Origin of the sequence: Azospirillum sp. A29, from assembly GCF_042604625.1 — a bacterium.
GTDB classification, from domain to species: Bacteria; Pseudomonadota; Alphaproteobacteria; order Azospirillales; family Azospirillaceae; genus Azospirillum; species Azospirillum palustre.
In genome coordinates this window covers 2,463,169-2,482,408 of record NZ_CP170466.1, presented here as the reverse complement: position 1 = coordinate 2,482,408, position 19,240 = coordinate 2,463,169, and the positions used below count along the sequence as shown (strand labels likewise).

Below are 19,240 nucleotides of genomic sequence, written 5' to 3'. Positions count from 1 at the left end.
GCCATGTCGGACGAAAGCGCCGGTCCGGAAACGTTGGCCCGCCTTCTGGCCCGCCGCATCGTGATGGACGGACCGATCAGCGTCGGCGCCTTCATGGCGGAGGCGCTGGGCCATCCGCGCTTCGGCTATTACATGCGCCGCGATCCGTTCGGCAGCGGCGGCGATTTCACCACCGCGCCGGAAATCAGCCAGATGTTCGGCGAATTGGTCGGGCTCTGGTGCGTCGACAGCTGGGCAAGGCTGGGCGGTCCCGGCCCCTTCCATCTGGTGGAGCTGGGTCCCGGCCGCGGCACGCTGATGGCCGACGTGCTGCGGGCGGCGGCGGTGCTGCCGCTGTTCCGCGACAACGTCACCGTCCATCTGGTGGAAACAAGCCCATCCCTGCGGGAGCGCCAGCGCCAGACGCTGCACCCCATCCTGGGCGACGCGGTCCATTGGCATGACCGGCTGGACGATGTGCCGGACGGCCCGACCGTCCTGATCGCCAACGAGTTCTTCGACGCCCTGCCGATCCGTCAGGTGCAGAAGACAAACTATGGCTGGTTCGAGCGGCTGGTCGATGTCGAGCCCGCCAGCACCGAGGACGATCCGCGCTTCCGCTTCGTGCTGGAGGCCTTCGGCAGTTCCGGGAACCGGCTGGTACCGGATGCTTTGCGCGAGGCGCCCGACGGCAGCGTCGTCGAAGTTTCTCCCGCCTCGCAGGCGGTGGCGCGGCTGATCGGCACCCGGTTGGCCGCAGCCCCCGGTGCGGCGCTGGCCATCGACTATGGTTACGCCCACGGGCCGGCGGTCGGCGACACGCTGCAGGCGATGCGGCGCCATGCCTATGCCCCGGTGCTGGAAGCGCCGGGCGAGGCCGACCTGACGGCCCATGTCGATTTCGCCGCAATCGCCGCCGCGGCGCGGGAGGGCGGCGCCCAATCCTTCGGCGTGGTCGAACAGGGGGAATGGCTGACCCGGCTGGGCATCCGCCAACGCGCATCCGCCCTGGCGGCGAAGGCCCGCCCGGCCCAGGCGCAGGACATCCGCGGCGCGCTGGACCGCTTGATCGATCCCGCGCAAATGGGCAGGCTGTTCAAACTGGTCGCGTTCGCCACGCCCGGAGCCTTCGCCGATTCTCCCCCGGCCGGCTTCTGACCGGCGGACGCGGAAACCGGGTCAGAGACACCGCACCATAACCGCCAGAAACACAATCCGGGCGGACCGTGCATCGCGTCCCCTGCCCTGTCGGGCATAATTGCCGGGCACGGGGGGCCACAGAACAGGGAAGGACGGCGTTCGTGATCACACTCGGCGCGCTGAACGACATCACCCACATCCGACACGCCTTTTTCACCCGCACCGGCGGGGTGTCCACAGGGCTCTACGCCTCGCTGAACTGTGGGCTGGGGTCCAACGACTCCGCCGCGGCCGTGCATGAGAACCGCGCCCGTGCCGCCGCGCGCATGGAAGTGACGCCCGCCAACCTCATCACCTGCTATCAGGTCCACAGCCCGACCTGCGTCGTGGTGGAAGAGCCCTGGACGCCGGAAACCGCGCCGAAGGCAGATGCCATGGCGACCCGGCAGTCGGGAATCGCGCTGGGCATCCTGACCGCCGACTGCGCGCCCGTCCTGTTCGCCGACAGCAAGGCGCGGGTGATCGGCGCCGCCCATGCCGGCTGGAAGGGCGCCAAGGGCGGCGTCATCGAGGCGACCGTCGCCCGCATGGTCGAGCTGGGCGCCAAGCCGAACCGGATCGTCGCCTGCATCGGTCCCTGCATCGCCCAGCGCTCCTACGAGGTGGGGCCGGAATTCCCGACCCCGTTCGAGGAGGAGGATACCCGCAACCGCGATTACTTCGCCCCAGCGCGCAAGCCCGGCCATTTCCTGTTCGATCTGGCGGCCTACGTCACCCGCCGGTTGGGCGACTCTGGCGTCACGGTGATCCAGCGCTGCCCCAACGATACGGTGGCCGAGGAAGACCGCTTCTTCAGCTACCGCCGCTCCTGCCTTCGGGGAGAGGCGGATTACGGCCGCGGCCTTTCGGCCATCGTCCTGCAGAACTGAAACGGCGCGAACGGGTGGGCGGAACGGCCATGGTCATGCCGCCCGCGCAGGGCGGCATTCCCCAATGGGGGAAGACCCGACCGTCATGGAACGTTTACATGGGGCCGACCCTTTGTTATGGTCCGCCCCGTTTTCAAGGGGCGCCGGCGCGCAAGCGGCGAACGTGCCTTGAGCCGTTTCCCTGCAAAGAGAGCCGACCCCGATGAAGGTGCTTGCCGGCAACAGCAACCGTCCGCTGGCCGAGGCGATCTCCACCTGTCTCGGCGTGCCGCTGACCAAAGCCAGCGTCCGCCGTTTCTCCGACATGGAGGTTTTCGTCGAGATCCTGGAGAACGTGCGCGGCGAGGACGTGTTCGTCGTCCAGTCGACCTCGTTCCCGGCCAACGACAACCTGATGGAACTGCTGGTGACGATCGATGCGCTTCGGCGCGGGTCGGCCCGGCGCATCACGGCGGTCATCCCCTACTACGGCTACGCCCGCCAGGATCGCAAGACCGGCCCGCGCACGCCGATCTCGGCCAAGCTGGTCGCCAACCTGATCACACAGGCCGGCGCAAACCGCGTGCTGACGATGGACCTGCACGCTGGGCAGATCCAGGGCTTCTTCGACATCCCCACCGACAACCTGATGGCCGCCCCGGTCTTCGAGAAGGACATCCGCCAGTCCTTCGAGAACATCGGCGAGGTCACCATTGTGTCGCCGGACGTCGGTGGCGTGGTGCGCGCCCGCGCGCTGGCCAAGCGCCTGGACGCCGATCTGGCGATCATCGACAAGCGGCGTGAGCGCGCCGGCGTGTCGGAGGTGATGAACATCATCGGCGATGCCGACGGCCGCCGCTGCATCCTGATCGACGACATCGTCGACTCGGGCGGCACGCTGTGCAACGCCGCCGTCGCCCTGATGGAAGCCGGTGCCAAGTCGGTCCACGCCTTCTGCACCCACGGCGTCCTGTCCGGCGGTGCGGTCGCCCGCGTCGCCGTGTCGCCGCTGGAGCAGCTGGTCACCACCGACAGCATCCAGGCGACCGAGGCGGTGCGCGTGTCGCGCAACATCCGTCAGCTGACCATCGCCCCTCTGCTCGCCGAGGCCATCATGCGCATCAGCGAGGAGCGGTCGGTGTCGAGCCTGTTCTCGTAAGAGCGGCAGCGTTACAGGAAAGGCCCTTTCCCACCGGGATAGGGCCTTTTTTTGTTGCGCGCGTTTTGCTCCATCACCCCGCTCCCTGCCCGTCACCCAGCCCATGGAAGTCGTTCGCCGTCACTTGTCCGCCGGTGGCGGCGGCAATTCGGGCCATCACGGCGGGACGGGGAACGCGGCGGCCATGGCGGTAACGGTTGACCGTTGCCTGGCTCGTCCCGATCAGGGCGGCAAAGGCCTCTTCCTTGGTTGCGGTCCGGTTGAGCCAATCGTCAAGCGTCATACCGCAATGGTTTAGACCAGGCAGGCTTCTGCGCGCAACTGGATTTATTCCGTTGCGATGGACTTTCCGAAGCCGTTTTGGTATGAACGGCGCATGACCACAATGCGCGAACTGCGGCAGGCCGCCGGGCTGAGCCAGGAAAAGCTGGCCGAGATGGCCGGCACCTCCCAGCCACAGATCAACAAGCTGGAAACCGGCCAGCGCAAGTTGACCGTCGACTGGGCGGTCAAGCTGGCCGGGCCGTTGGGCGTCGAGCCGGCGGTTCTGCTCGGTCTCGACGGGCCGGCCGCCGCGACGGCCCAGACGGCTTCCATGCGCCCAGCCCGCCCGTCGCTTCCGCCGCTCCTCCGCACAGCACCGCTTCCGCAGGCGCAGGCTGCGGCCTCGATGCCGGTGCGGGCGGCAGCGCGCGGCGGCGTGGATCAGGAAATGTTTCTGGAAGACGGTCCCATCGACTGGATCGCACGGCCCGATTACCTGAAGAACGCGCGTGATCCCTACGCCATGTATGTGGTCGGCGACTCGATGATGCCGCGTTTCCGCCCGGCCCAACTTCTACATGTCAACCCGCACAAGCCGCCGGCGGCAGGGTCCGGGGTGGTGGTGGTCAAATGCAACAAGGCGGTGCTGGTGAAGGAGTTCGTACGGCGAGGCCCCGACATGGTGATCCTGCGCGAATACCGGCCGGCCGACCGTGAGTTTCCCGTTCCGCTGGAAGAGATCGACACCCTGCACACCGTGGTCGGCTTGCAGGAGCCCTGAGCGACATACCGCAATGGTATCGGCTTTTTCTGGATAAAATAATCCAGTTTGGACTATTTTTTCGTTCGGCGAAGCGACGGATATCTCCGGCGCCCCACAGTCGATCGAGGAGACAAGGCCATGCCCCAGCTCTATCCGCGCTTCCATCCCGGCCCGTCGGGCGGGCGGCTCGACAGCTTCAGCGAGCGCGGCGCCCACGAACTGGCCCGCCGCATCCGCACCGCCTGGGCCAACATCGGCTGGGACGTGGAGGTGCGGGTGGAGCGCATCGCCAGTGAAGAGTTGGGCGACGGCCGCAGCACCGCCCACTTCACCGTTCGCAGCGACCTGATCAACGGCCTGCCCCAGCGCCGCCTGCCCCAGCGCCGACCGGACGAGGCGGCACGGGCGCTGCCGCGTGCCGCCTGATGCGGCTCACTTCAGCCGCTCGTCCAACTCGACCTGATAACCGACGGCAAGGCGGTTGGTCTCGTTCGCCATGCCCACCACCGCAATCAGTTCGCCGAACTGCGCGTCGGTCATGCCGAGACGCCGCGCCGCCGCTTCGTGCGAGCGGATGCAGTACTGGCAGTTGTTGGTGACGCTGACCGCGACGAAGATCATTTCCTTGACCAGCGGGTCGAGCGCACCGGGCGCCATCACCTCCTTCAGGCTTTCCCAGGTCCGTGCCAGGGTCGGCGGATGGTGGGCGACCGCCTTCCAGAAATTGTTCACGTCAGGGACGTTGCGCGCCGCCTTGATGTCGTCGTAGACGGCGCGGACCTCCGGGGTGGCATCGGCCTGTTCGATCAGGGGAAGCGGCATGGTGGCGGGAACTCCTGCGGGGGACGGTGACTTGCGATAAGGCAGGACATCGTGTCGCAAGGCAACAGCCCGTCCACGTCTTTCCCCCGTCCATCGGCCAAGTTGACCGATGCTTGTCCCGCTGGTAGTAGAGACTTGCAACAGATCGCGCAAACGTTCGGACGAACAATCCGCCCGGAAGCCGCGGCGCTGGAAGAAATCCATAAGACACGAAATCCATTCGTGCAGCGTTCCCATGCGGCCCGGCCCCGGCACATGTCCGATCCGGCCCGAATGCTGGGAGGAACAGCGTGGACAGCACGGTTCTAGAGGCCGCCTTGCCGCCCCGTCGTCAGGATGGTGCCGGCATCGCAAGTGCCCCCGTTCCCAATACCCTCGATCTGGCCGCCTCATCCCAGGGCCTGCGTCTTCTGGTTCGCCTGCATGCCGAAGAACCGACCGCCGCCTTGCTGGAGACCTTGCGGCGCGACCCGGTCGGCCGCGGTCCGCTGGCGCTCGACCGCGACGACTCCCAGCAGGCCGCCGCCCTGGTGGACGAGGTGGTGAGCGATCTGCCGGACCGGATCACCCGCCGCAGCCTCGCCCCGCTGGTCGCCGATTTCGCCGCCATCCACATCAATGGCGGGCTGCGGGCCTGTCCGACCGAAGGTTCGTGGCTGGAGGAGAACCTGCGGGACGAGGCCGCCGCCTCCCTGCTGCGCTGGCGCACCGGCCTGGAGGTGGAACTGCGCCTGCCGGCGCTGGACCGGCTGCCGGACGACCATGTCGCGCCGGAACTGGCCGTTCTGGCCGCGCTGCTCGACCGCGGGCGCACGCTCGACGCCGTCCGCTTCCTCGACTGCCACCCGCTGCGCTGGATGCCGGATTTCTGCAGCCGCGTCGCAACCCGGTGCCGCGAACCCTTCTTCGCCGGCATCGCTATCCTCACAAATGCCCATCTCGACGATCTGCGGGACCGGCTGGGCGATCTGTGCGGGCTGCCCCGTCCGGCCGATGACGGTTCCGATGTCCGCCGCCGCCGACGCTGGACGGAAGGGCGCTTTCCCCGCGCCTGCACCTGCGATCCGTAAACGGCCGAACTGCGATCCGCCATCGCCGCCTTGCCTTAAAGTCAGAGTTGCCCACCCTTCGATGCTTCGGCCATGGTGACCGGAACGGGGTTCGACCAGCGGTCTGCCCAGTGGTCTGTCCTGTGCCGCCGATGGCCGGTACGGTTCCTTATTCCTGGCAATGGTTGGTGATGCCCGTTCGCAACCTCGACAGTCAGACCGACCGCAGGGGGGCCCTGCGCCTTCTGCGCCTGCTGCTGGCTGTGTCGGTCGCGTTGCCCCTCGTGCTGTTCGCCGGCATCGGCTGGCGCGAGCGGTGGGAGGCTCAGAACGAGGCCGAGCGGAACAGCAGCAAGAACGCCCTGATCCTGCACGAGCATGTGCTGAAGGTGTTCGACACCATGTCCCAGGTTCTGGACCGGGTGGACGAGCGCATCCATGGACGCAGCTGGCGCGAGATCGCCGAGTCGGAGCCGCTGCACCGCTATCTGAAGACCCTGGAAGGCGAGCTTGAGCAGATCGGCGCCATCGGCCTGACCGATCCCGACGGGTTCGTGCGCAATTCCAGCCTCGTCTTCCCCGCACGCAACAGCTACATCGGCGACCGCGCGGATTTCCGGGAGCAGCGCGAACAGGACTCCGGCCTGCTCATCGCCGGCCCTGTCGTCGACCCCACCAGCGGCAAGCCCAGCTTCGGCATCAGCCGGCGCCGCAGCAGCCCCGGCGGCCCCGATGGCAGTTTCGACGGGATGATCGCCGCCATCGTCAATCCGGACTATTTCGCCAGCTACTACCGACGGATCATCGGCACCGAAGGGGAATCCATCGCGCTGATCCGCGACGACGGTGCGATGCTGATGCGCTTCCCGACCCTCGACCCGACGCGGCCGAACGCGGCTCTGCCGACCCTGCCGGCCGACCGCGGCCTGCGCGCCGAGATCCGCCGCCAGCCGGACGAGGGAGTTTTCCGCACCGGCAACAGCATTGTGCAGGGCCTGGAGCGCGTGTTCGCCTACAAGCGGGTCGGCGCCTTCCCGATCTACGTCGTCTATGGGCTGGATGGGACGCAGGTCACCCGGTCTTGGTGGCGGAACATGGCGCTCGACGCCGCCTTTGTCGCCCCGGCAACGCTGGCGCTGGCACTCATCGCCTGGCTCGCCTACAGCCGCGCCGCCTCCGAAAACGCCGCGGTCCGGCGCTGGGCGGACGAAGTGCGCAACCGCGAAAGGCTGGAAGAGGCGCTGCGCCAGAGCCAGAAGATGGAGGCGCTGGGCCAGCTGACCGGCGGGGTGGCGCATGATTTCAACAATCTGCTGACCGCAGCACTCGCCAACCTGCATCTGCTGGCCCGCCATCTGCCGGCCGACGGCCAACGCTTCCTGGGCGGGGCGCGGACCGCACTGGAGCGGGCGGAGAAGCTGACACGGCAATTGCTGTCCTTTTCGCGCCAGGATGCCGTCAACCCGACGGTGGTCGATCTGGGCGAAAGCCTGCGCCGGATGGCCGACCTGCTGGAACGCTCCATTCGGGCGGACGTCGTGCTGGAGTGGGACATCGCCCCGGAGGCGATGGCGGTCGCCGTCGATCAGGTTCAGTTGGAAATGGCAGTGCTGAATCTGGTGCTGAACGCCCGCGATGCCATGCCCGGCGGCGGCCGAATCCGCATCGCCGCCGCGCCCGGTCCAGAGCCACGCACCGCCCGCATCGAGGTTTCCGACTCCGGTGCCGGAATGCCGCCCGACGTGATGGCCCGCGCCTTCGACCCCTTTTTCACCACCAAGGGAGTCGGCAAGGGAACGGGGCTCGGCCTGTCGATGGTCTATGGATTCGCCCGCCAGTCCGGCGGCATCGCCACCATTGATAGCCGGCCCGGCGAGGGCACACATGTGTGCATCGACCTGCCGCTGACCGACGCCCGGCCGGAGGAGCCGGCCCCAGTCCCGGCGGCCCCGGTCGCGGACATCCGCCCGTTGCGCATCCTGGTGGTGGAGGACAATCCGCTGGTGCTGATGGCGACGGTGGAAGGACTGACCCAGGAAGGCTTCTCGGTCGAGACCGCGGAAGACGGCGTCACGGCGCTGGCTCTGCTGGAGACCGACCGCAATTTCGATCTTGTGGTGTCGGACGTCGTGATGCCGGGCGGCGTTTCCGGGATCGACCTTGCCCGCCACATCCGCGAGCACTGGCCGCAGCTGCGGGTCCTGCTGGCCTCCGGCTACAGCCCCGAATCGCTGGCCACCATGGGCGCCGACACCGCATCGGTGCTGGCGAAGCCCTTCACCCCCGACCAGCTGGCGGCGCGAATCCGGTCGCTGACCCGGACCGGATCGGGCGGCGGTGCGGCGGACGGGATCAGGTCAGCGCGCTGACGAACATCGGCGTCCACAGCGCCATGCACCACACCAGGCCAAGGCACAGGCCACGGGTCAGATCGTCGAAGGTCGGCTGCTCCAGCCGGTTCAGCTTCCACATCGCGTTGACTTCGCCCGGCGTCAGCGGCCGGTCGCCGGACTCGGTGTCGGGATCGAAATCGGACTGAACCGTACGGCGATCGGTCTGCTCACGGCTGGCGGCTGCGCGCCGTTCTGGGTCGCGTGACAGCATGGCTGGGGCCTCGCGTCGATAGCGGAATGCCCAACAAGTTTGTGCCCGCCGCCGCCGGCGACCAGCCTTCCTTCCGTCCACGCCGGAATTATGTCGACATACGAAAAAAGGCCGCCATCCGCTGGACGGATGCGGCCTTTTCGCCAAGCGTCCGGCCGGATCGGCCGGAAAGGATCACTTGCCGGGACGGATCACCGGGGTGAGCTGGTCGCCCCAGTTGCCGGTCTCGTTGTGGTAGCGGGCGGTGCGCATCAGCTCGACCGTCACGCCGGCCTCAACCGCCTTGACGACGGCGTCGTTCAGGCGGTGCAGGTTGTTGGCGACGATGCGGATGGCGCTTTCCTGCTCCGGCGTCAGTTCCGACCGGTCATCCGGCGGCGCGTCCTTGAAACCCGACATGCGTTGTTCCTTCCCCTGGATTGGGACCGCCCCGGCGGGACCGGCTGCGGTCCAGAACTTGGTCATGATCTTGACCGGCCTTTCCGGCCGGTTTTCATCATGTACCACATTGTGTGCGCCGCGACAAAGAGCACGACGCGCCAAACGCTTGCGACCATTGGCCTCTTGCAACCGGCAAACCGACGGCGGGGCGGCGGCGCGATCCCATGGCGGCCGACGCCCTGACGTTGCGGCGGAATCCGCCGGCCGAAGGTCCCGTCCATGCCGGACACGCCGCCAAAGGTTGTTTTCTTACAAACAAAAGAAATAATACTTCAGCGTTGCAACAAACTCTTTGATTAACTCAATGGTTGACTATTCTCGATTGCGATGCACAGATTTCATCACGACCCAATTTTCCCTCTACGGAGATCATCTTGAAGAACGTTGCTGCCAAGGCCCTGCTCGTTGCGTCCTCGCTGTTTCTGATGCATGGCGCGGCGTTCGCCGGCCAGCAGGACTTCACGATCGTCAACAAGACCGGCTACCCGCTGAAGCACATCTACGTTTCGGAAAACAACAACAACAGCTGGGACGAGGATATCCTCGGCCGTGACGTCCTGAATGACGGCGAGTACTTCGAAGTTGCCTTCGCCAAGGCTGAGAGCACCTGCAAGTGGGACATGAAGGTCGTCTATGACGACGGCGAATCGGCGGTGTGGCAGGGGCTGAACCTTTGCCAGCTCTCCAAGCTGACGCTGAAGTGGAACAAGAACACCGGCGTCACCTCGGCCCAGACCGAGTAATCCGTCACCGGAAATTGTCGGTGCTGCGGTTCATCAGATGGATGAAGACGTCTTCCAGCGTCGGTTCCGTCGCGGTGATCCGCAGCTCCGGCAGCCCCATCCAGGGGGCGAGCGCCCGGTCCAGGGCTGAGGCGTCGGTTCCGCTGACATGCAGGCGGCTGCCGAAGACCGCCACCATCTCCACTCCCGGCTGACCCTCCAGCGCCGCGGCGATGCGGTGCAGGCCGCTGCCCGCGACCAGACGGGTGTGCAGGCCCGACCCGGCAATCACCTGATCGACCGTTCCATGCGTCATCAGCGTGCCGTAGGCGATGTAGGCGATGCGGTGACAGCGTTCCGCCTCGTCCATGTAATGGGTGCTGACCAGAACTGTCAGACCCTCGCCGGCCAGCCGGTGAATCTCATCCCAGAATTCCCGCCGCGCCTTGGGATCGACGCCCGCCGTCGGTTCGTCGAGCAACAGCAGCTTCGGCTCGTGCAGGATGCAGGCGGCCAGCGCCAGACGCTGCTTCCAGCCACCGGACAACTCCCCCGCCAACTGCGTGCGACGGTTGGACAGGCCCAGCCGGTCGAGCGCCTCCACCACCCGCCGCCGCCGGTCGGGCAGGCCATACATGCGGGCGACGAAGTCCAGATTCTCGGCGATGCTCAGATCCTCCCAGAAGCTGAACTTCTGGGTCATGTAGCCGACCTGACGCTTGATCGCCGCACTGTGCCGCCGGATGTCGAGGCCAAGGCAGGTGCCCTCCCCCGCATCGGGGGTCAACAGGCCGCACAGCAGCCGGATCGTGGTGGTCTTGCCCGACCCGTTGGGGCCGAGAAAGCCGTAGATCTCGCCGGTCTCCACCCGGATCGACACATCGTCGACCACGGTCTTGCTGCCGAAGCGCTTGACCAGACCGCGCACGTCGATGGCCGGGCCAGCATTGGCCGCCGAGCTGTCCGCCGTCATTGCCCCGCCCCTGCCGGCCGGACATCCGCCAGCCAGACATCGACCGGCAGCCCCGGGTTCAGCGGCCGGCCCGATGTCGTCTCCATCCGGGCCTCCACCCGGAAGACCAGCTTCTCCCGGCTGCCGACGCTGTAGATCACCGGCGGGGTGTATTCCGCCTGCGAGGCGATCCGTGTCACCCGTGCGGACAGGCCGGGTGGACAGGCGTCGCAACGCACCGTCAAGCCGCCGCCCGGCACCACACCCGCCAAGGTGGTTTCCGGGACGAACAGCACCAGCTTCACCCGCTCCGGCGGCAGGAGCGACACCACCGGGGAGCCGGCCGGCACCCACTCGCCGGGATTGTACAGCGTGTCCTCAACCAGGGCCGCCGTCGGGGCGACGGGAGCCAGATCGGCCAGCCGCCGCTCCGCCTGGGCAAGCGCCGCCTCCGCCTGGGTCACCGTTTCGTCGGCAGCCCGCAACTGTTCGGGCCGGGCCGGCAAGGCGGCGACCGCCAATTGGGCATCCGCCTCCGCCAGCTGGCCACGGTCGCGGTCGAAGGCGGCGCGCGCCTGATCGAGCTTGTCCGGGGACGAGACCTTGCGGGCGACCAACTCCTGCTGGCGGGCCAGTTCGGCGGTGGAGTAGCGCAGCGCCGCCTCCGCCCGCACCTTCTGCGCGGTCAGCACCGCCACCTCCTGCGCCCGCTTGCCGGTGGCGAGGTCGGCGCGCTGTGCCCGCGCCTGGGCCAGCGCCGCCGCCAGCCGGTCGCGCTCGGCCCTGGCGGTGGCACGGTCGATGGCGAAGAGCGGCGCTCCTGCCGCCACCTGTGCCCCGCGGGCGACCGACATGCTTTCCAGCATGCCGGCGCTGGGGGCGGCGATGCGCAGATACTCCCCCTCGACATAGCCATGGGCGAGCGGCGGCGTCCCGCCGGCCGCGATGGGCAGCCCCACCGCCAGAGCGATGGCCGCCAGCCCGTCCAGAAGGTTTCCGAGAAATCCGCTCATGGCGCATCCTCCCCCGCTCCTGCCCGCCCTGTCTGCTCATCTGCATCACGCACCAGCACACGGCGCAGGTTGTCGATGTGGACCTCCACCAGCGCCGCCACGTCCATGGGCGGTTCGCCATCGACCCCGTCGAAGGAGGTTCGCCACACGGCGCTCATCAGCAGCGGTGCGACGATCAGACGCACGCTGGGATCGAGCTCCATCGGACGGAACTCTCCGCTCTCCATGCCCCGCCGCAGCAGGCCCCCCAACACACCGAAGCCGCGGCGGATCACCTCGCGGTGGTAGAAGGCGGCAAGTTCAGGGAAATTGCCGGCCTCGGCGATCACCAGCCGCGGGATCACCGCCATGCGCGTCGTGGCGATCAGCCGCGCCACCATGCGCAGTAGCTGCTCCAGCACCGGAAAGCACGGCCCGCCAGCCGAGGCGACCAGCGCTTCGGCCTGGTGCAGGTTCGGCAGGATGGCGGCGCGGATCACCGCCTTGAAAAGCTCCTCCTTGCTGGGAAAGTAGAGATAGAGCGTGCCCTTGCTGACCCCGGCGCGGGCCGCCACCTCCTCCAGCCGCGCGGCGGCGAAACCGCGGTCGGCGAAGACCTCCATCGCGGCGGCGACGATCTCCTGCGGCCGGGCGTCCTTGCGGCGGCGCCAGCGCGGCGGTTCGCCGGACGCAGCCGGATCGGAGGCGAGGGCGGGACGGGAATCGGGCGGAGGACCGGATTTGCGGGAGGGCATGGCGCGCCTCTCTTTATAACTGACCAGTCAGTTATTAACATGATCCGGCCGTTCCACCAATGGCTAAAGTCATTGTGCGCCGCAATAGAATCTATGCAAAAGGTCTTGCCTTTCCGCGAGCAGTCACGGACACTTTCCACCGGCTGGCAGCGTACGAACGGAGTCGCAGCCATGCCCGGCCTGGAAGACGGGCTCCAAAACAGGACATGAACGGCATGGCCGGACCAACGGCCGCCGCGGTTTTCGGGGGGTACAGATCAAGGCGCTGACGCCGGGACCCGACGGCTTGCGATGTCTGGACTCTCCCGTCCGGCATTGGCCCGGGTCCCCAGCCGAGCGAGGGGATCGAACATGCCGAGTGCTGCCCAGTCCGCGTCATCCTCCAGCCTGGAGCTGTTGACGATCTACGAGGTCAGCAAGATCCTCGGGTCGTCGCTGGATCTGGAACAGACCCTGCGCGAGGTGCTGCGGGCGCTGTCCTACCAGTTGCAGATGCATCGCGGCCGTGTCTATCTTCAGGGCGAGGACGGGGCTCTGCGCCTCGTCGCCGCGCAGGGCCTGCCCAAGGATTCGCCGGCGCAGGAGATCGATTACAACCAGGGCGAAGGCATCAGCGGCCGCATCCTGAAGACCGGCATGCCGGCCGTCGTGCCCAACCTCGCCGAGGAGCCGCTGTTCAACAACCGCTCCGGCGGGCGCGACGATCTGGACGAGCAGGTGGCCTCGCTGGTCGGCGTGCCGATCAAGGCGGCCGGAGCCGTCATCGGCGTGCTGACCATCGACCGCATCTCCGACGACGGCCCCAGCGGCCATTTCGGCTCCGACGTCCGTTTCCTGACCATGGTCGCCAACCTGATCGGCCAGACCGTGCGCCTGCACCGCACGGTGGCGGAGGAGCGGCGCTTCATGATGCGCGAGACCTTCCGCGTCCAGAAGGAGTTGCGGCCGGTGGTGGCGCCGGTCAACGACGTGGTCTGCACCAGCCCCAACATGGTCGACGTTCTGGGCCAGGTGCACCGGGTGGCGCCCTTCAAGTCGACCGTGCTGATCCGCGGCGAGAGCGGCACCGGCAAGGAGCTGATCGCGCGCGCCATCCACAACCTGTCGCCGCGCAAGGAGGCGCCCTTCATCCGCGTCAACTGCGCCGCCTTGCCCGAATCGCTGCTGGAATCGGAGCTGTTCGGCCACGAGAAGGGGTCCTTCACCGGCGCGCAGAAGGATCACAAGGGCCGGTTCGAGCTGGCCTCCGGCGGCACGCTGTTCCTGGACGAGATCGGCGACATCTCCTCCAACTTCCAGGGCAAGCTGCTGCGCGTGCTGCAGGAGCAGGAGTTCGAACGGGTCGGCGGATCGAAGACGATCAAGACCGATGTGCGTCTGATCTGCGCCACCAACCTGAACCTCGAGGAGGCTGTCGGCCACGGCAAGTTCCGCGCCGACCTGTATTTCCGCATCAACGTGGTGACCATCCACCTGCCGCCGCTGCGCGAACGGCGAGGCGACATCGGCATGCTGGCCAAGCATTTCGTCGGCAAGTTCGGCCGCGACAACGGCCTCAATCTGGACATCGCCCCGGACGCGCTGGAGGTGCTGAACCGCTGCACCTGGCCCGGCAACGTGCGCGAGTTGGAGAACTGCATCGAGCGGGCGGCGACCCAGTGCCGCAACGGCACCATCCGCGTGCCCGACCTGTCCTGCAGCATGAATCTCTGCAACTCGTCGGTCCTGTTCCAGTACCGCACCATGGGCGCCGCCGTCGGTGGGCTGGCCCCGTCGATGAGCGGAACGCCGACGAACCCGTCGGTTGCCCCTCCCGCGCCGGGGCGTCCGCAGACGCCTGCCGTGCCGCCGGGGATGCCGCCGGCGATGCCGGCCCCCGCCAACGGGGCGGCGAATGGAGCGCCGAACGGAACACAGTGGCCGGCCTGCGCATCGGGTTGCGGGGCCGGACCGATGCCGGTCTGCGGCGCCTCGAAGCCCCTGCCGCCTTCGGCCATCGTCCCCCTGCCCACCCCCCAGCCGACGGCGTCCGCCCCGGCCGTCCCGTCCGCCCCGGCTCCGCAACCGGCTTCGGCCGGGCCCGACCTGCCGCTGGACGAACCGGAGTCGGGCCCGCTGCGCGACCGCCTGATCTGGGCGATGGAGCGGACCGGCTGGGTTCAGGCCAAGGCCGCCCGCCTGCTGGGCATGACGACGCGTCAGGTGAGCTACGCGCTGCGCAAGTACAACATCGAAATCAAGCGGTTCTAGGTCCGTAAACCGGGGAGCCGGACGTCGTCCGGCGGCACCCCCGTCGCGCACCCTGCGGTTTCGTGTTACCCTGCCGGGCCTTCGATTCGATGGCATGCTCCCCGGTCGAACGGATTTCCGTCTTGCCTTCGCTTGAGAAGCCCCTCGCCCTGCTGTTCGTCGACATTGCCGACAGCACGATGCTGTACGAGCGCGTCGGCAACGTCACCGCGGCGGCGCTGACGCAGCGGGTGCTGGCCCATCTGCGCCGGCTGGTGGATGAGAATCGCGGCGGCGTCATCAAGAGCCTGGGCGACGGGCTGCTCGCCGCCTTCCCGTTGCGCGACGACAGCGCCCGCACCGCCTGCGCGATGATCGGCATCGAGGACCAGTACGGGCTGCGGCTGCGCATCGGCATCCATTTCGGTTCGGTGATCGAAGGGGTCGGCGACCTCTACGGCGACGCCTGCAACGTCGCCGCACGGGTGCAGCAGATCGCCCGGCCGGGTGAGATCCTGGCGACTCAGGCTCTGGTGGAGGGCTTGTCACCCGACCTGCGCGGCCGGACCAAGCCGCTGAGCAATGTCGCGATGAAGGGCAAGACCACCCCGATCCCGGTCCACCAAATCCGCACCGGCGACGATGCCGAGGACGCCATCGACAGCACCACGCTCGGCTTCTCGCTGGTGTCGGAGGTCGGCCGCAGAATGGTCACCCTGCACCTCGCCTATCGCGGGCAGGACATCACGCTGAGTCAGGCCCTGCCCCGCGTCACCATCGGGCGGGAGGACAGCAGCGGCCTGCGCATCGCCTCGCGCCAGACCTCGCGCCAGCATGCGGTAGTCGACTTCACCCGCGAAAGCTTTCTGCTGACCGACCATTCCACCAACGGCACCTTCATCCGCAGCGGCGGATCGCCGCCGCTCGTGCTGCGCCGGGATGCGACCAAGCTGGTCGGCAGCGGCCTGATCGGCTTCGGGGCGGAGGCGCGCGACGAAGGGCAGGACCATGTCGTCGCCTTCCGCGCCGAACTGGCCTGACCGGTTTGTCGGCACCCCGACAAAGCCCTCTGCCCACCCCGCCATTGTCGCAATGACGACAGCGTCCGCACCCCCGACAAATCCGGACAAGCCTTTGTAATTCCTTCGCTTCTTCTTCTGGCCCCGAACTTGCTTTTCATTCTTCCGTCCAACGGTGTCGTCCGGCACGGCAGGGAAGGAGTGGATGATGAGCAACGTGGTTTCGCTCGACAGCATCTTCGGGCTGGGGGAACTGGCCCCGCCAGCCGTGATGCCGGCAGCACCCGAGGCGGCGTCCGGCTGTTCGTCGTCGTCCTGCGGTTCTTCCGACGGTCCGGCCGACATGGACCCGGCGGTGTGGGAAAAGGTGAAGAACCATCCCTGCTACTCGGAAGAGGCGCATCACTATTTCGCCCGCATGCATGTCGCGGTCGCCCCGGCCTGCAACATCCAGTGCAACTACTGCAACCGCAAATACGATTGCTCGAACGAGAGCCGGCCGGGCGTGGTCTCCGAAAAGCTGACTCCCGATCAGGCGCTCAAGAAGATCCTCGCGGTTGCCCAGGAAATCCCGCAGTTGTCGGTGATCGGCATCGCCGGCCCCGGCGACAGTCTGGCCGCCGCCGGCAAGAACACCTTCGCCACCTTCGAAATGCTGCAGAAGAAGGCGCCGGACCTGAAGCTGTGCCTGTCCACCAACGGTCTGGCCCTGCCCGACCATGTGGACACCATCGCCCAGTACAACATCGACCACGTCACCATCACCATCAACATGGTCGATCCGGAGGTCGGCGCGCAGATCTACCCGTGGATCTTCTACAAGCACAAGCGCTGGACCGGGCTGGACGCCGCCAGGATCCTGCACGAGCAGCAGATGCTGGGGCTGGAGATGCTGACCTCGCGCGGCATCCTGGTGAAGGTGAACTCGGTCATGATCCCCGGGGTCAACGACGAGCATCTGCTGGAGGTGAACAAGGCGGTGAAGAGCCGTGGCGCCTTCCTGCACAACATCATGCCGCTGATCTCCGATCCCGCCCACGGCACCTGGTTCGGCCTGAACGGCCAGCGCGGCCCCACCGCGCAGGAACTGAAGGTGGTTCAGGACGCCTGTGAGGGCGGGGCCAAGCTGATGCGCCACTGCCGCCAGTGCCGTGCCGACGCCGTCGGCCTGCTGGGCGAGGACCGCGGCGAGGAATTCACCGCCGACAAGATTGAGGCGATGGGCATCGTCGACTATGACGACGAGGCCCGCCGCAGCTATCGCGAGCATGTGGAGGCCGAACGCGCCGGCCGCAACGCCTCGAAGGCCGCGGCACAGGCCGATGTGCGCGACAGCGTCGGCACCACGGCCGATCCGATCCTGATCGCCATCGCCACCAAGGGCGGCGAGCGCATCAACGAGCATTTCGGCCACGCCAAGGAATTCCAGATTTACGAGGTCGGACCCGCCGGCGCCAAGTTCGTCGGCCACCGCCGCGTCGACCAGTATTGCGAAGGCGGCTCCGGCGACGTCGACACGCTGGACGGCGTGCTGGCTGCGATCAACGACTGCACCGCGGTGTTCGTCGCCAAGGTCGGCGGCTGCCCGTCCAAGTCGCTGGCCGACGCCGGGATCGAACCGGTCGACCGCTTCGCCTTCGACTACATCGAGGAATCGGCGCTGGCCTACTTCAAGGACTACGCCGAGCGGCTCGGCCAGGGCGTCGTCCAGTCCCGCGCCGGCCAAGACGCGGTGATCCGCACCGGGGCGCTGACCGCGCGCCGCGCCTGACCCCCTTTTCCCCCTCCACAGCCATCCCATCACCCAAGGAGAGAGCCATGGCCTACAAGATCAAGTCCGCCGAATGCACCGTCTGCGGCGCCTGCGAGGCCGAGTGCCCGAACATCGCCATCAGCCTGAAGAAGGGCACCTACGTCATCGACCCGGCCAAGTGCACCGAATGCCAGGGCCAGTTCGACAGCCCGCAATGCGCCGCCGTCTGCCCGGCCGACTGCTGCGTCCCGGCGTGATGTGAATGCCCCTCTCCCTTGGGGGAGAGGGGGAACCCCAGGAGCACCGCGCCATGCTGGACGAGGTGGATGAGGATTGGTTCGCCCGCCGCTATTACGGCGGGGATCTTCCGCCCGAAGCGGAGCGCTGCCTGCATCTGGCCGCCGCCAGCTATGCCGACAGCGGGGCGGCGCTCGCCCATCTTACCCGTGCGGCGGAGATCGCCCCCGGTCATCGCCTCGTCGACCTCGGCCATTACAAGTTCCACTTCTACAAATCCAACCTCGATCAGGCGCTGGTCTATGGCGAGCGCATGCTCGGCCATGCGATGGCGGCACTCGGCGTCAATCATACGGACTGGCGCAGCATCACACCGGCCATGGCCGATTTCCGCGGGCTGGAACCGGCGCCCCGCCTGTTCCTGTTCGCCCTGGTCGCCGTCGGCTACCTGCTGCTGCGCAGCGGCCGGATGGACGCCGGGCGGGAGGCGCTGACCAAGGTCCGCGATCTCGACCCCGACGACCGTTTCGGCGCAGGTCGCCTGATCGCCGTTGCCGACCGCCGCGAGCATGAGGACGAGCTTGAGGAGGCCGGCGCATGAGCGACGACGTCCTCGAAGCCCTGGACTGGCGCGGCGACCCGATCGACTGCACCGCCTGCGCCCACCGCGACCGCCGGCTCGACCATGATGCCGCCGTTCTGCCGCCCAGCGGCAAGCTGCCCGGTCATTGCCTGCCGCGGAAGACCTGCGTCGAGGACCGCTACGCCAAGCGCATCCAGCGCTTCTTCGAATGGAATCCGGATCTGTCGGCCGGCCATCTCGACCATCCCTATTTCGAGGTCCGGGCGAATGCCGCCCGCTTCGCCCCGATCTTCCAGCTTCCCCGGCTGATGAACGACCCGGACGAAACGGTGCGCTCCGTCCTGGCCCGGCGGCTGCCGCGCCGGCTGCTGCTGAAGCTGCGCGACGATCCCGACCGCGAGGTGCGGATCGCCGTCGCCACCCGGCTGGAGGACGCCGACCTCGCCCCGCTGATGCGCGATCCCGACTGTTCGGTCCGGCTGCGGGTGGTGCGGCGGATTCCCGACGGCATGCTGCCGGCGATGATGCACGACGAGGACCCGGAGGTGCGGGTGGAGGTCGCCCGCCGCCTTGCCATGGACTGGCTGCCCAGCCTCGCCTGGGACGACAGCCCGCGGGTGCGGCTGGTGGTGGCACAGCGGCTGCCGGCGTCGAAGCTCCACATCCTGCTGCAGGATGCCGACTGGATGGTCCGCCTCGCCGTCGCCGGACGGATCGATGCCGGACAGCTGGGCCCCCTGCTCGACGACCCGGAGGAGGAGGTGCGGGCCATCGCCCGCCAGCGCGCCGCCGGCCTCGCCGCCGGGCTCACGATCGCCAACGACCTCCCCCCCCTCTAGCGCCCCCTCAACGGACGGAGCTCCCGCGCC

General features: G+C 67.8%; 21 protein-coding genes. 14 read left to right on the top strand and 7 right to left on the bottom strand.

The annotated features are described in order from the left end of the window. The first annotated feature begins 3 nt into the window (after positions 1 to 3). The 3 genes from ABNQ38_RS26785 (at position 4) to ABNQ38_RS26775 (ending at position 3,186) form a co-directional block, all read left to right on the top strand. Positions 4 to 1,137 (top strand): class I SAM-dependent methyltransferase, encoded by a 1,134-nt coding sequence (locus ABNQ38_RS26785; RefSeq protein ID WP_377808878.1) that lies wholly within the window; start codon positions 4 to 6, stop codon positions 1,135 to 1,137. Between the two features lie 143 nt (positions 1,138 to 1,280). Next, positions 1,281 to 2,048 carry a peptidoglycan editing factor PgeF gene (pgeF, locus tag ABNQ38_RS26780; RefSeq protein WP_377808877.1) on the top strand — a complete coding sequence of 256 codons (768 nt, stop codon included), beginning with the start codon at positions 1,281 to 1,283 and terminating at the stop codon, positions 2,046 to 2,048. Positions 2,049 to 2,250: 202 nt separating this feature from the next. Continuing rightward, a complete protein-coding gene (locus tag ABNQ38_RS26775) occupies positions 2,251 to 3,186 on the top strand; it encodes a ribose-phosphate pyrophosphokinase (RefSeq protein WP_109047245.1) in 936 nt (311 codons plus the stop codon). Positions 3,187 to 3,259: 73 nt separating this feature from the next. On the opposite strand, the gene ABNQ38_RS26770 is transcribed toward ABNQ38_RS26775, so the two are convergent. After that, positions 3,260 to 3,469, bottom strand: a complete 210-nt coding sequence (locus ABNQ38_RS26770) for a helix-turn-helix transcriptional regulator (RefSeq protein ID WP_109047246.1) — start codon at positions 3,467 to 3,469, stop codon at positions 3,260 to 3,262. Positions 3,470 to 3,562: 93 nt separating this feature from the next. Here ABNQ38_RS26770 and ABNQ38_RS26765 point away from each other — a divergent pair, with 93 nt between their 5' ends. After that, entirely contained in the window at positions 3,563 to 4,231 is a 669-nt protein-coding gene (locus tag ABNQ38_RS26765) for an XRE family transcriptional regulator (protein WP_377808876.1), read from the top strand. A gap of 120 nt (positions 4,232 to 4,351) precedes the next feature. Beyond that, positions 4,352 to 4,639, top strand: a complete 288-nt coding sequence (locus ABNQ38_RS26760) for a hypothetical protein (protein ID WP_377808875.1) — start codon at positions 4,352 to 4,354, stop codon at positions 4,637 to 4,639. A gap of 6 nt (positions 4,640 to 4,645) precedes the next feature. Here ABNQ38_RS26760 and ABNQ38_RS26755 read toward each other — a convergent pair whose 3' ends face one another. Beyond that, positions 4,646 to 5,035 carry a carboxymuconolactone decarboxylase family protein gene (locus ABNQ38_RS26755; protein WP_377808874.1) on the bottom strand — a complete coding sequence of 130 codons (390 nt, stop codon included), beginning with the start codon at positions 5,033 to 5,035 and terminating at the stop codon, positions 4,646 to 4,648. 290 nt (positions 5,036 to 5,325) lie between these two features. Between ABNQ38_RS26755 and ABNQ38_RS26750 the strand changes: the two genes are divergently transcribed. Then, positions 5,326 to 6,105 carry a molecular chaperone gene (locus ABNQ38_RS26750; RefSeq protein WP_377808873.1) on the top strand — a complete coding sequence of 260 codons (780 nt, stop codon included), beginning with the start codon at positions 5,326 to 5,328 and terminating at the stop codon, positions 6,103 to 6,105. A 170-nt stretch (positions 6,106 to 6,275) separates the two neighbouring features. Further along, positions 6,276 to 8,453, top strand: a complete 2,178-nt coding sequence (locus ABNQ38_RS26745) for an ATP-binding protein (RefSeq protein WP_377808871.1) — start codon at positions 6,276 to 6,278, stop codon at positions 8,451 to 8,453. Here ABNQ38_RS26745 and ABNQ38_RS26740 read toward each other — a convergent pair. Both ABNQ38_RS26740 and ABNQ38_RS26735 read right to left on the bottom strand, forming a co-directional pair. Further along, positions 8,437 to 8,688 (bottom strand): hypothetical protein, encoded by a 252-nt coding sequence (locus tag ABNQ38_RS26740; RefSeq protein ID WP_377808870.1) that lies wholly within the window; start codon positions 8,686 to 8,688, stop codon positions 8,437 to 8,439. The genes ABNQ38_RS26745 and ABNQ38_RS26740 overlap by 17 nt on opposite strands. 174 nt (positions 8,689 to 8,862) lie before the next feature. Continuing rightward, positions 8,863 to 9,087, bottom strand: coding sequence for a hypothetical protein (locus ABNQ38_RS26735; protein ID WP_042443767.1), 225 nt, complete (start codon positions 9,085 to 9,087; stop codon positions 8,863 to 8,865). A gap of 416 nt (positions 9,088 to 9,503) precedes the next feature. Here ABNQ38_RS26735 and ABNQ38_RS26730 point away from each other — a divergent pair, with 416 nt between their 5' ends. After that, complete coding sequence (locus ABNQ38_RS26730) at positions 9,504 to 9,872, top strand: hypothetical protein (protein ID WP_244592747.1); 369 nt, start codon at positions 9,504 to 9,506, stop codon at positions 9,870 to 9,872. Positions 9,873 to 9,876: 4 nt separating this feature from the next. Here the strand turns inward: ABNQ38_RS26730 and ABNQ38_RS26725 are convergent, their stop codons facing one another. The 3 genes from ABNQ38_RS26725 to ABNQ38_RS26715 are packed head-to-tail and all read right to left on the bottom strand — an operon-like array spanning position 9,877 to position 12,550. Beyond that, positions 9,877 to 10,824: an ATP-binding cassette domain-containing protein gene (locus tag ABNQ38_RS26725; RefSeq protein ID WP_377808869.1), complete on the bottom strand. Its 948-nt coding sequence runs from the start codon at positions 10,822 to 10,824 to the stop codon at positions 9,877 to 9,879. Further along, on the bottom strand, positions 10,821 to 11,816 hold the full coding sequence (locus tag ABNQ38_RS26720; protein ID WP_377808868.1) for an HlyD family secretion protein: 996 nt from the start codon (positions 11,814 to 11,816) through the stop codon (positions 10,821 to 10,823). The genes ABNQ38_RS26725 and ABNQ38_RS26720 overlap by 4 nt, the downstream gene beginning before the upstream one ends. Then, positions 11,813 to 12,550 carry a TetR/AcrR family transcriptional regulator gene (locus ABNQ38_RS26715; protein ID WP_377808867.1) on the bottom strand — a complete coding sequence of 246 codons (738 nt, stop codon included), beginning with the start codon at positions 12,548 to 12,550 and terminating at the stop codon, positions 11,813 to 11,815. The genes ABNQ38_RS26720 and ABNQ38_RS26715 overlap by 4 nt, the downstream gene beginning before the upstream one ends. 351 nt (positions 12,551 to 12,901) lie before the next feature. Between ABNQ38_RS26715 and nifA the strand changes: the two genes are divergently transcribed. The 6 genes from nifA (at position 12,902) to ABNQ38_RS26685 (ending at position 19,210) form a co-directional block, all read left to right on the top strand. Next, on the top strand, positions 12,902 to 14,800 hold the full coding sequence (nifA, locus tag ABNQ38_RS26710) for a nif-specific transcriptional activator NifA (RefSeq protein WP_377808866.1): 1,899 nt from the start codon (positions 12,902 to 12,904) through the stop codon (positions 14,798 to 14,800). Between the two features lie 122 nt (positions 14,801 to 14,922). Continuing rightward, complete coding sequence (locus ABNQ38_RS26705) at positions 14,923 to 15,819, top strand: adenylate/guanylate cyclase domain-containing protein (protein ID WP_377808864.1); 897 nt, start codon at positions 14,923 to 14,925, stop codon at positions 15,817 to 15,819. Positions 15,820 to 16,006: 187 nt separating this feature from the next. Next, positions 16,007 to 17,569, top strand: a complete 1,563-nt coding sequence (gene nifB, locus ABNQ38_RS26700) for a nitrogenase cofactor biosynthesis protein NifB (protein WP_377808863.1) — start codon at positions 16,007 to 16,009, stop codon at positions 17,567 to 17,569. 47 nt (positions 17,570 to 17,616) lie between these two features. Beyond that, on the top strand, positions 17,617 to 17,808 hold the full coding sequence (locus tag ABNQ38_RS26695) for a 4Fe-4S dicluster domain-containing protein (RefSeq protein WP_014248512.1): 192 nt from the start codon (positions 17,617 to 17,619) through the stop codon (positions 17,806 to 17,808). Between the two features lie 5 nt (positions 17,809 to 17,813). Continuing rightward, a complete protein-coding gene (locus tag ABNQ38_RS26690) occupies positions 17,814 to 18,389 on the top strand; it encodes a hypothetical protein (RefSeq protein ID WP_377808862.1) in 576 nt (191 codons plus the stop codon). Next, a complete protein-coding gene (locus ABNQ38_RS26685) occupies positions 18,386 to 19,210 on the top strand; it encodes a 4Fe4S-binding leucine-rich repeat protein (RefSeq protein ID WP_377808860.1) in 825 nt (274 codons plus the stop codon). Before ABNQ38_RS26690 ends, ABNQ38_RS26685 begins: the two co-directional genes overlap by 4 nt. Positions 19,211 to 19,240 lie beyond the last annotated feature (30 nt).

Bases quoted from the DNA above. Each gene is read 5' to 3' on its own strand.
- ABNQ38_RS26785 (WP_377808878.1), top strand. From the start codon at position 4: ATGTCGGACGAAAGCGCCGGTCCGGAAACGTTGGCCCGCCTTCTGGCC.
- ABNQ38_RS26775 (WP_109047245.1), top strand. From the start codon at position 2,251: ATGAAGGTGCTTGCCGGCAACAGCAACCGTCCGCTGGCCGAGGCGATC.
- ABNQ38_RS26770 (WP_109047246.1), bottom strand. From the start codon at position 3,469: ATGACGCTTGACGATTGGCTCAACCGGACCGCAACCAAGGAAGAGGCC.
- ABNQ38_RS26765 (WP_377808876.1), top strand. From the start codon at position 3,563: ATGACCACAATGCGCGAACTGCGGCAGGCCGCCGGGCTGAGCCAGGAA.
- ABNQ38_RS26760 (WP_377808875.1), top strand. From the start codon at position 4,352: ATGCCCCAGCTCTATCCGCGCTTCCATCCCGGCCCGTCGGGCGGGCGG.
- ABNQ38_RS26755 (WP_377808874.1), bottom strand. From the start codon at position 5,035: ATGCCGCTTCCCCTGATCGAACAGGCCGATGCCACCCCGGAGGTCCGC.
- ABNQ38_RS26745 (WP_377808871.1), top strand. From the start codon at position 6,276: ATGCCCGTTCGCAACCTCGACAGTCAGACCGACCGCAGGGGGGCCCTG.
- ABNQ38_RS26740 (WP_377808870.1), bottom strand. From the start codon at position 8,688: ATGCTGTCACGCGACCCAGAACGGCGCGCAGCCGCCAGCCGTGAGCAG.
- ABNQ38_RS26735 (WP_042443767.1), bottom strand. From the start codon at position 9,087: ATGTCGGGTTTCAAGGACGCGCCGCCGGATGACCGGTCGGAACTGACG.
- ABNQ38_RS26725 (WP_377808869.1), bottom strand. From the start codon at position 10,824: ATGACGGCGGACAGCTCGGCGGCCAATGCTGGCCCGGCCATCGACGTG.
- ABNQ38_RS26720 (WP_377808868.1), bottom strand. From the start codon at position 11,816: ATGAGCGGATTTCTCGGAAACCTTCTGGACGGGCTGGCGGCCATCGCT.
- ABNQ38_RS26715 (WP_377808867.1), bottom strand. From the start codon at position 12,550: ATGCCCTCCCGCAAATCCGGTCCTCCGCCCGATTCCCGTCCCGCCCTC.
- nifA (WP_377808866.1), top strand. From the start codon at position 12,902: ATGCCGAGTGCTGCCCAGTCCGCGTCATCCTCCAGCCTGGAGCTGTTG.
- nifB (WP_377808863.1), top strand. From the start codon at position 16,007: ATGAGCAACGTGGTTTCGCTCGACAGCATCTTCGGGCTGGGGGAACTG.
- ABNQ38_RS26695 (WP_014248512.1), top strand. From the start codon at position 17,617: ATGGCCTACAAGATCAAGTCCGCCGAATGCACCGTCTGCGGCGCCTGC.
- ABNQ38_RS26690 (WP_377808862.1), top strand. From the start codon at position 17,814: ATGCCCCTCTCCCTTGGGGGAGAGGGGGAACCCCAGGAGCACCGCGCC.
- ABNQ38_RS26685 (WP_377808860.1), top strand. From the start codon at position 18,386: ATGAGCGACGACGTCCTCGAAGCCCTGGACTGGCGCGGCGACCCGATC.